Source organism: Faunimonas sp. B44 (genome assembly GCF_052655945.1).
In genome coordinates, this window is the sequence record NZ_JBQYEX010000032.1 from 1 (window position 1) to 8,445 (window position 8,445).

The 8,445-nt window shown below is 67.6% G+C and carries 11 protein-coding genes and 1 tRNA gene; 3 read left to right on the top strand and 9 right to left on the bottom strand.

What is annotated here, in order from left to right; translation table 11 throughout:
- Both ACUN0C_RS19835 and ACUN0C_RS19840 read right to left on the bottom strand, forming a co-directional pair.
- A partial coding sequence (locus tag ACUN0C_RS19835; RefSeq protein WP_445468143.1) for an HpcH/HpaI aldolase/citrate lyase family protein occupies positions 1-877 on the bottom strand: 877 nt, incomplete at its 3' end.
- Complete coding sequence (locus tag ACUN0C_RS19840) at positions 877-1,338, bottom strand: MaoC family dehydratase (protein ID WP_445468144.1); 462 nt, start codon at positions 1,336-1,338, stop codon at positions 877-879. The genes ACUN0C_RS19835 and ACUN0C_RS19840, both read right to left, overlap by 1 nt.
- 150 nt (positions 1,339-1,488) lie before the next feature.
- Here ACUN0C_RS19840 and ACUN0C_RS19845 point away from each other — a divergent pair, with 150 nt between their 5' ends.
- Positions 1,489-2,628 (top strand): DUF2336 domain-containing protein, encoded by a 1,140-nt coding sequence (locus tag ACUN0C_RS19845; RefSeq protein WP_445468145.1) that lies wholly within the window; start codon positions 1,489-1,491, stop codon positions 2,626-2,628.
- Between the two features lie 3 nt (positions 2,629-2,631).
- Here ACUN0C_RS19845 and ACUN0C_RS19850 read toward each other — a convergent pair whose 3' ends face one another.
- A complete protein-coding gene (locus ACUN0C_RS19850) occupies positions 2,632-3,393 on the bottom strand; it encodes an NAD kinase (protein ID WP_445468146.1) in 762 nt (253 codons plus the stop codon).
- A 94-nt stretch (positions 3,394-3,487) separates the two neighbouring features.
- Here ACUN0C_RS19850 and cutA point away from each other — a divergent pair, with 94 nt between their 5' ends.
- Positions 3,488-3,838, top strand: coding sequence for a divalent-cation tolerance protein CutA (gene cutA / locus ACUN0C_RS19855; protein ID WP_445468147.1), 351 nt, complete (start codon positions 3,488-3,490; stop codon positions 3,836-3,838).
- Positions 3,839-4,033: 195 nt separating this feature from the next.
- Here the strand turns inward: cutA and ACUN0C_RS19860 are convergent, their stop codons facing one another.
- The 3 genes from ACUN0C_RS19860 to ACUN0C_RS19870 form a co-directional block, all read right to left on the bottom strand.
- Positions 4,034-4,171: a hypothetical protein gene (locus ACUN0C_RS19860; RefSeq protein WP_445468148.1), complete on the bottom strand. Its 138-nt coding sequence runs from the start codon at positions 4,169-4,171 to the stop codon at positions 4,034-4,036.
- A gap of 302 nt (positions 4,172-4,473) precedes the next feature.
- On the bottom strand, positions 4,474-4,725 hold the full coding sequence (locus ACUN0C_RS19865) for a DUF2249 domain-containing protein (RefSeq protein WP_445468149.1): 252 nt from the start codon (positions 4,723-4,725) through the stop codon (positions 4,474-4,476).
- A gap of 97 nt (positions 4,726-4,822) precedes the next feature.
- Entirely contained in the window at positions 4,823-5,182 is a 360-nt protein-coding gene (locus ACUN0C_RS19870) for a hypothetical protein (protein WP_445468150.1), read from the bottom strand.
- Between the two features lie 695 nt (positions 5,183-5,877).
- Between ACUN0C_RS19870 and ACUN0C_RS19875 the strand changes: the two genes are divergently transcribed.
- Positions 5,878-5,953 (top strand) — tRNA-Thr (locus ACUN0C_RS19875).
- A 14-nt stretch (positions 5,954-5,967) separates the two neighbouring features.
- On the opposite strand, the gene ACUN0C_RS19880 is transcribed toward ACUN0C_RS19875, so the two are convergent.
- From ACUN0C_RS19880 to ACUN0C_RS19890, 3 genes are all read right to left on the bottom strand, one after another.
- On the bottom strand, positions 5,968-7,017 hold the full coding sequence (locus ACUN0C_RS19880; protein WP_445468151.1) for a tyrosine-type recombinase/integrase: 1,050 nt from the start codon (positions 7,015-7,017) through the stop codon (positions 5,968-5,970).
- Between the two features lie 64 nt (positions 7,018-7,081).
- Positions 7,082-7,873 (bottom strand): DUF7227 family protein, encoded by a 792-nt coding sequence (locus ACUN0C_RS19885; protein WP_445468152.1) that lies wholly within the window; start codon positions 7,871-7,873, stop codon positions 7,082-7,084.
- 193 nt (positions 7,874-8,066) lie between these two features.
- A complete protein-coding gene (locus tag ACUN0C_RS19890) occupies positions 8,067-8,285 on the bottom strand; it encodes a hypothetical protein (RefSeq protein WP_445468153.1) in 219 nt (72 codons plus the stop codon).
- Between the last annotated feature and the right edge of the window lie 160 nt (positions 8,286-8,445).

Here is an 8,445-nt window from a genome sequence, read left to right on the forward strand (position 1 = left end):
CGGCACCGCCCGGCGGGCGGCGGGCGAGCAGCCGTCGTGCCAGTGCGAGATGCGGCCGGTCGAGCATCCGGCCGTCGAGCGAGGCGACGCCGGCATTGCCCGCGGACTGGAACGCCCGGACGACCCGCTCGGCATGGCCGACCGCTTCGGCGTCCGGCGTGAACGCCTCGTTGATGAGGGGTACCTGCGCGGGATGGATGGCGAGCTTGCCGGTGAAGCCGTCCCGGGCGGCTTCGCGGGCTTCGCGAATAAGGCCCGCCTCGTCGCGGAAGCTCACGTACACCGTGTCGATCGCCGCCACGCCGGCCGCGCTGGCGGCGAAGAGCATGAGGTTCCGCGCCAGGCGGAACGGCTCCGTCCATGCCCCCGATGCGTCGCGGGTGGCGAGCGCGCCGATCTCGGCCGAAAGGTCCTCCGCCCCCCAGCTGAGGCCTTCGAGCCGCGGGCTCGATCCGGCATAGCTGCCGATGCCGAAGATGCCGGCAGGCGTCTCCGTCGCCAGCGCGACGATCCCGGTCGAGCCGGGGGCGAGGCCGTGCAGCGCCTCGCGGACCGAGAGCCTCACGTCGAGCAGGGTCACATCCGCGCCGCCGGACGCCTTCGGCAGCATGATCGCATCCGGCGCGCCCGTCGCCACGACGTCGAGGTCGAGGTCGGCGAGGCCGGAATCGAGGCCGTTGATGCGGACGAGGAGGCGCGGCCGGCCGTGCTCGCCGCGCTGCTCCAGCAGGAAGGCGAGGGCGGTCCGGCGCGCGGCCGCCTTGTTCTCCGCCGCAACCGAATCCTCCAGGTCGAGGATCAGCGCGTCGGCGCCGCTCGCGAGCGATTTCTCGAGCTTCCGCGGGCTGTCGGCGGGGACGAAGAGCAGCGAGCGCATCAGGCGCTCACCGTCTTCATCTTCATGAAGGACTGGCGGCGGCAGATGGCGACGAGCTGGCCGTGCTGGTTGAAGGCGCTATGCTCGAACTCGACGATGCCGGCATCGGCGCGCGACTTCGATTGGCGCTTGGCGATCACCTCCGTCGTCGCCCGCACCGTGTCGCCCTGGAACAGCGGGTTGGGAAAGCGGACGTCGGTCATGCCGAGATTGGCGATCGTCGTGCCGAGGGTGGTGTCCTGCACCGACATGCCGATCATGAGGCCGAGCGTGAACAGCGAGTTCATCAGCGGCTGGCCCCATTCAGTGCGCGTCTCGCAGAAATGCCTGTCGATGTGGAGCGGCTGCGGGTTCAGCGTCATGTTGGAGAACAGCATGTTGTCCATCTCCGTCACCGTCCGCGTCAGTTCGTGGCGGAAGACCCGGCCGATCTCGAAATCCTCGAAGTAGAGCCCCGGCATGCCGATCTCCCCGTTTCCCGGCCCGGCACGTTAGTCGGCGCCGGCCCGGGCGCCAAGTTCGGCGCGGGTCCCTTAAGGTGAACCAAACATTAAGGCTCGCAGGTGCATCCTTCGCTGGCTTCGGGAGGCTGCGTCGGTGCCGGGACCTGCATGATCGTGGAACGTATCCTGCAATGGATGCAGAGCGCACCGGTTTCGCGGCGGGCGGAGGCGGCCCATGCGCTCGCCCGCGCCTATCTCTATTCGCCCCTCGCCGACGAGGAGCGCGACGGCGTCGAGGCCACCATGACGGTGCTGCTCGACGATCCCGCGCCGGACGTCCGCCTCGCGCTCGCCGACGCCATCGCCGACAGCGACAAGGCGCCTCATCACCTCGTCCTGGCGCTCGCCGCGGACCAGGTCCAGGTCGCCGCGCTCGTCGCCGAGCGCTCGCCGCTTCTTCTCGATGCCGAGCTGGTCGATCTCGTCGGCACCCGGGAGCCGGCCGTCCAGATCGCGGTCGCCAGGCGCCCGGTCGTGTCGCGGGCGGTCGCGGCGGCGCTCTCCGAGGTCGCCGAGCCGGAGGCCTGCGTGGAGCTCCTGTGCAATCCGGGCGCACGAATCGCCCGCTTCTCGCTCGACCGCATCGTGGAGCGCCACGGCGGCCATCCGGAGCTCCGCGACCTCCTCCTCAGCCGCGCCGATCTGCCGGTCGAGATACGCCAGGCTCTCGTCTCGCGGCTGGCGTTCGCGCTCCGCGACTGGGCCGTGGACGGGCTCTGGCTGGCGCCGGAGCGGGCCGAGGCGGTGACGCGCGACGCCTGCGAGCGGATGACCATCGCAATGTCCTTCGAGGCGCCGGCGGACGAGATCCCCGCCCTTGTCGAGCGGCTCATCGCCGCCGACGAGCTGACGCCGGCGCTGCTCATCCGGGCGGTCGCCTGCGGGCAGCAGCTCTTCTTCGAGACGGCGCTCGCGAGCCTGACCGGCGTGCCGCGCGAGAGGGTGGGTGCGCTCCTGCGCTCCGGCCGCACCGCCAGCCTCCACGCGCTCCTCGCCAAAGCCCGCCTGCCGGAGCGCACCTTCGCCGCCTTCGAAGCCGCCGCCGACGTGCTGCGGACGATCGAGGGCGATGATGCCGGCAGCGACTATCGGCGCGCCACCCACCTCATCGACGCGATCCTCTCCCGCTTCGATGCGCGCCCCGACCGCGAGCTCGACCAGATCCTCGCGCTCCTCCGGCGCTTCGCCACCGACGCCAAGCGCGCCGCGGCGCGCGACTACATCGCCGCCATGGTCCAGGCCGCCTGAGGCTCAGTAGCGGAACTGCTCCGCCAGGATCCGCTCCTCCCAGCTGTGGCCGGCGTCGAACATGACGAGGCAGACGTCCTCCTTCGCCTCGACGATCTCGACCTCGCGCACGCTCTTCACCTCGAAATGGTCGGCGACCGCGTTGACCGGCCGCTTGTCCGGCTGCAGCGCGCTGATCTGGATCCTGACCGTGTCCGGGACGAGCGCGCCGCGCCAGTGCCGCGGCCGGAACGGGCTGATCGGGGTCAGCGCCAGGAGCGGCGCGTTGATCGGGATGATCGGCCCGTGCGCCGAGAGGTTGTAGGCCGTCGACCCGGCCGGCGTGGCGACGAGGATGCCGTCGCAGATCAGCTCCTCGAGCCGGACCTGGCCGTCGATCGTGATGCGCAGCTTGGCGGCCTGGTAGGATTGCCGCAGCAGCGAGACCTCGTTGATGGCCTTGGCCGTGACCGTGCGCTGGTCGGCGAGCGTCGCCGTCATGCCGAGCGGGTGGATGCGCTCGATCTTCGCCGCCGCGATCCGCTCCGGGAGGTCCTCCGGGCGGTACTCGTTCATCAGGAAGCCGACCGTGCCGCGGTTCATGCCGTAGATCGGCTTGCCGGTGTTCATGAAGCGGTGGAGGTTCTGCAGCATGAAGCCGTCGCCGCCGAGCGCCACCACGACGTCGGCCTGGTGCGGCAGGACCTCGCCGTAGAGACGGCGCAGCACGCCGGCCGCCTCGATCGCTTCGGGCGCCTCGCTGGCGAGAATGGCGATGTTCGTCATCGGTGGGACTGGAGGCGGGGCTGGACCGGGCGCGGCGCACGCGTAGCATGGCCGTCGGCATGCGCCAAGCGGACCGGACGGGCGGAGGTTCAAGGTGGAGAAGAACGCGGCGACCTGCCTCCTCTACGTCCCGTGCCCGGATCTCGACACCGCCGGGCGCCTCGGCCGAATGGCGGTCGGCGAGCGTCTCGCCGGCTGCGTCAACATCCTGCCGGCGATGGTCTCGATCTACGAATGGCAGGGCGCGGTCGAGGAGGCGGCCGAATGCGTGCTCCTCGCGAAGACGACGCTTGCGGCCGCGCCGCGGCTGCGGGCGCTCCTGGAGCGCGAGCACCCCTACGAGATCCCCGCGATCCTCACCCTCCCGCTTTCCGACGTGAACGCCGCCTATCGCGACTGGCTCGCGGAAAGGATCGCCCCGGGCGCCGGAGCGGGAGAGGGATGACCCGGAAAAGGGCAATGGATGCAGGGTGTTTGGGATTACGGTAATATGCTGCCGTGCTATGACCTTCGCCGGCAGCCAAGGACGTTCGAAAGGCCGATGAGCCCCTTCCGCAGCGATTTCACGCGAGCCGTGCTCGTCGCGCTCGCCTTCGCGATCGGCATCTTCGTCCTTGCCGTGCTGGTCTGATCGGGGCCGCTAGAGCAGGCGGTCCTGGCCGGCCGCGCCGATCGCCGCGAGGTAGGCCTGGATGAGGGCCGCCGGGTCGATCTCGGGCACGTCTTCGCCGTCGGAACGGATCAGTTCCAGGAGCGCGGCGGCTTCTTCAGCAGTCATTGTCGCCATCCCCAAACCGCGAATGTGCGACAAACTTTAGGCGCTGTTGGTATCGAAACAGGAAACGAGCATGGTTAAAATCGCGCCGCTTCCGAAATCGCTCGCAATCTGATCGGGCGGACGGCGCAACGCCGCCCCGGAGCCGCTCGGAAAATCTGCGGAGATGGCGCGCGCTCCGCGTGCCGCCGCCCCGCTGTACCGCTGCCGCGGCGTCCGCGGGCGCCTTGCGCCGGCCGGCCGTCCGGCCCGGGCGCGGCCCGGCCGCCCTCGGTTCGGGCCGAACCGGCCCATTGGGGGCCCGCTCAGTTCGGGCCCGCGCGGCCGATGCGGACCCGCCAGGCGTCCGGGCCCTCTTCCAGATAGGTCCACGAGACGCTCTCGCCGAAGCTCGCATCGAACTGGTGGCGCAGCATGCGCGGATCGTGATCGTTCACGATCTGGAAGGTCAGCGCGGGCGGCAGCGCCTCGAACAGCTGGAAGATGACCGCATGGCGCAGATGCGCCGGGATCTCGCGCACGTCGATGACCCGTTCTCCGCCGTGAATGTCCACCATGTCTCCGTACTCCTTCGATTGTCGTGCGGGGCGCGCCGCGGCGCCCGCATCCGGTTTCCTGTTCCGCGGCCGCGCCGGGCGCCGGGTTCCGGGCCGCTTATGCAAACGCTCGGCCCGAGGGCCGCGCCGGTTCCGGCGCAGGCGCGCCGCCGCCGATCGCCCGCGCCGCGCTGCCCGCAGGAGCGGGCGCTGGCCCGGTCCGTGCCGCCGGTTCCCGGGGTGAAGCCCCGCCGGCCTCCTGCGCCGGGCCCGCGGCGGCGAGCCAGTGCCGCATCAGGCCCTTGGCCCGCTTGTCGAAGGCTGCCCGGCGCGTGAGGTCCGCCCAGCTGTCCAGCGCGTGGCAGCGCCCGTACGCCGCCGCGACCTCCGCCTCCCAAACGTCCGCCCCGTCCGCGCCGGCCGAGCCGGCCGAGCCAACCCCGGGATGGTCGAACCGAACCTGCGCTGCACCGATCATCGCCTCGCCTCCGGGCCGGCACCGGCCGGCGGCGCGAACCTCGCCGCCTGTGGCCCTCGGGTCGTTGACCGGGCGCAAAGAGCGGCGCGATTGCCGCGCGACACGCCGCGCCGACGAACCCGGCCCGCCCCGAGAGCGCCGAGCGCCCCGAGAGCCCCGAGCGCCTGGAGCAGCCCTCACGCCGCAGGTCCGGCTCGGCATTGCGGCGAGGCCGCGACGGAAGCGGCCAAGACCCGCCGCCGGCGACGATCGCCGCCTGCCGCTCCCCGACGCGCGGCAGGCGCGACCGGCATCGAAACCCGGCGCCCGGACGGTCCCGAAGCGCCAGGTCCATCCGGGCGCCCCGGGCGAGCTTGCACGGAATTGCTGCACCACCCGCGGAAAGTGGGGTTACCAGCCAAGGCGTCCCGTCAGCCTGTCCGCATTCCGCATCGCGGCCGCATCGGGCCGCATCGCCCGGTGGAATCCTCCCGAGCCATCGGGCAGCGGGGCAACGGGGGAGGGCAGCGGCGCAACGGGGAGGGGCAACGGGGAGGCGCAACGGGGAGGGGCAACTGGGAGGGGCAACGGGCAGCGGGACAACGCGGGGTACGGGACAACGGAGAACGGGGCCGTGGCGGCCGCCGACCCCGAGGCGTGCGCCCCGCGCCTCCGCCCTTTCCAGCCCGGCCCGGAACCGCTAAATCCGGCAGGAGGCCGGCTTAGCTCAGTTGGTAGAGCATCTGATTTGTAATCAGAGGGTCGGGGGTTCGAGTCCCTCAGCCGGCACCACTAAGTCTTTGAAATCACGCACTGTGCCTCAAATCGTCAGGTGCTCCTGTGTCACGAACTGTGTCACGATCAAACGCCTTAATTGCGCTCCGGAGCGTGTCGACGCTGTCGTGCGAGTATCGTGAGACCATGCTTCGGGTCTTGTGACCCATGATCTCCATGATGGTCGTCTCGGGAATGCCCCGCTGCTTCGCCCAGGACGCAAACGTATGACGCAGATCATGAATACGGAGCTTGGGTAGCCCCGCCCTGGTCCGGATCCCGATCCAGGCCTTGTGGATGTTAGTGAGTGGCTCGTCTCCCTTCTGGTTGGGAAAGACACACCCGACCCGCTGTGCCTCGGGTGTGTCAAAAAATGTGTCACGGGCCAGCTGCGATAGCGGAATGATCCGACCCGTGCGATTCTTGGTTCGCTCGCCCTTCAGCTCAATCACGCCCTCCTGAAGGTCGACTTCTTCCCACCGTAGGTTTAGCAACTCACGGTAGCGCATTCCCGTCTGAACGGCGAGAATGACGAAACGTCGGTGCAGCTCGGTACGACATGCCGAGAGAAGGCGATCGAATTCTGCAGGCCTCAGCCAGGTCTGGTGCTTCTTCGCCTCCGGGATGCCGCTCTTGTCGAATGCCTTGATCGGGTTCGTCCGTGGACCATGCTCCCAGAGGCGGGCTAGAGTGTAGAGGCTAGACAGGAATGCCAGATCCCGTCGAAGCTGCACAGGCTTGTCCAGCTTGCCATCGATGTAGGTGTGGAGGTGTTTCTCCGTGAGGGCCTTGAGCGGAAAATCGCCAAGCACTTCGAAAACGTTAGCTAGTGCATGCTTGTACTCGATCACGGTCTTCGGTTGTAGCTGGGACTTTTCCGAGAAGTACCGTGCAGCAGCCGCTACCAGGCGGACATCGCGGGGATCAATCAAGTTCGCGTTTGCTTCGCGCTCCCTGCGGTCAGCCTCTTCTTGAGCACGACGTTTGACTCGTTCACCAGTGCTGATGCGTCGGAGCTCGTCTCCGACCTTGATGCGGGCCTGCCAGACCTCGCTTCCTGTCCGTTTGTAAAGTGAAGCCATTGGCCAATCCTCTCGACTGGATCCGAAATGCCTGTCTCTCAGTTAATCGTGAAAATACGCCAACCTAAAACAGCACTACAAATTGATCTTGATTGTTTCCAGAAATATGTTCGAAGTGGCCCCGTGAGCGACAGGTCAGGCTGCGGTCTATCGAGCCCCGCCTCGTGCCATGAGCAGGGAAGCCAACAACGACGCCATTCCTGTTACTTCTTGAACAAAGGGCACAGTCTTTGCAAGTCAAATCAGTCGTGGTGGCAGGGCACACCACAACCTTGCGTCCCTCCGGGGTGACCTTCAGGAAGGTCTTGGTTCGTTCCCTGTATTCCTCGTAGCTTTCCTCCCAGTTCTTGCCTCTCTTCTTCCTGCCGTACTCGCTGGGGAGGATGGTCACGACAGGTTGACCATGCTCCGCCAGAGTATCCGCCTCGGCCGGCGAGTTGGCCGAGAGGTTGATTGTGAGCCCTTCCGCAGCTGCCGCCCTGATTGCATCAAGGTTCTCTTCTGTCGGCTTTTTGTGGGTGAACACGATTCCGTGTTTGCCCCGGTTCGCGGCGGCGATTTTAAGGAGACTCTCCTTGTCGATATTCTCGCCGTCTCCTGGCAGATCCCCGGCCTGGCCATAGCGCCAGACCTCGCCCTTGCGGAGCCTCCGGATGGGGGTGAGGACATCCTCCAGTGAGCCCCCCTTCTCGCCCCGCGTCACCTTGTCCCAGTGCAGGGAGAGGGGGCCGAGGGAGGCGTAGCAGGCCGCATTGTAGAGGGGGCAGCTCGGGGGGCAGGTCTTCTTCGAAGCGGTGATGACCGGGATCGGTCCCGTCTTGACGTTGGTCGACGCCAACGTGACGTGGTAGTTCATTCGCAGGCCTCAAACTAAAAAAGGCCCGCCGGTGAGGGCGGGCCTTGTTCAATCGACAGATTGTTGGTTCAGCGGGTGGTCAGGTAGTGTCTGAGATCAGACTTGTACCGACCCAGGGAAACGACCTGGAGCAGACCCTCGAACATGAGGACCCACCCGGTTCGCCGCACCGTCATGTGGTCACGACGGTGTCTTACGCGGCGGACGAGCTTGTGTTGCATCCTTGCAGGAACTGTTCGACTTCATCATAGGAGTTGAACCGGGAGAGATAGGTGAGGTTCCCATTCTTCTCCTTGCGGTAGGCCTTCCACGCCGACCAACCCTCCTGGAAGGGCAGTCGCATCCGGCGGGCGTAGTTGCGGCTGAACTCGATGCCGTCCTCGACGGCGAGAATGACGATGTTCTTGTTCATTTCCATGTTCCGGTGAGAGAGGGGTGGGCGCCGCCGAAGCGGCGCCCTCGGGGATCAGACGTATTCCTCGTCCTCCTCCCATTCCTCCTCGTCGTAGTCGTACTCGTACTCGTACTCGGTCCAGACCGGCGAGCCGGCGAAGGCGAACTCGGCGTCCTTC

Coding starts and splice junctions, on each gene's coding strand:
- ACUN0C_RS19840 (WP_445468144.1), bottom strand. CDS start 1,338: ATGCCGGGGCTCTACTTCGAGGATTTCGAGATCGGCCGGGTCTTCCGC.
- ACUN0C_RS19845 (WP_445468145.1), top strand. CDS start 1,489: ATGATCGTGGAACGTATCCTGCAATGGATGCAGAGCGCACCGGTTTCG.
- ACUN0C_RS19850 (WP_445468146.1), bottom strand. CDS start 3,393: ATGACGAACATCGCCATTCTCGCCAGCGAGGCGCCCGAAGCGATCGAG.
- ACUN0C_RS19860 (WP_445468148.1), bottom strand. CDS start 4,171: ATGACTGCTGAAGAAGCCGCCGCGCTCCTGGAACTGATCCGTTCCGAC.
- ACUN0C_RS19865 (WP_445468149.1), bottom strand. CDS start 4,725: ATGGTGGACATTCACGGCGGAGAACGGGTCATCGACGTGCGCGAGATC.
- ACUN0C_RS19870 (WP_445468150.1), bottom strand. CDS start 5,182: ATGATCGGTGCAGCGCAGGTTCGGTTCGACCATCCCGGGGTTGGCTCG.
- ACUN0C_RS19880 (WP_445468151.1), bottom strand. CDS start 7,017: ATGGCTTCACTTTACAAACGGACAGGAAGCGAGGTCTGGCAGGCCCGC.
- ACUN0C_RS19885 (WP_445468152.1), bottom strand. CDS start 7,873: ATGAACTACCACGTCACGTTGGCGTCGACCAACGTCAAGACGGGACCG.
- ACUN0C_RS19890 (WP_445468153.1), bottom strand. CDS start 8,285: ATGAACAAGAACATCGTCATTCTCGCCGTCGAGGACGGCATCGAGTTC.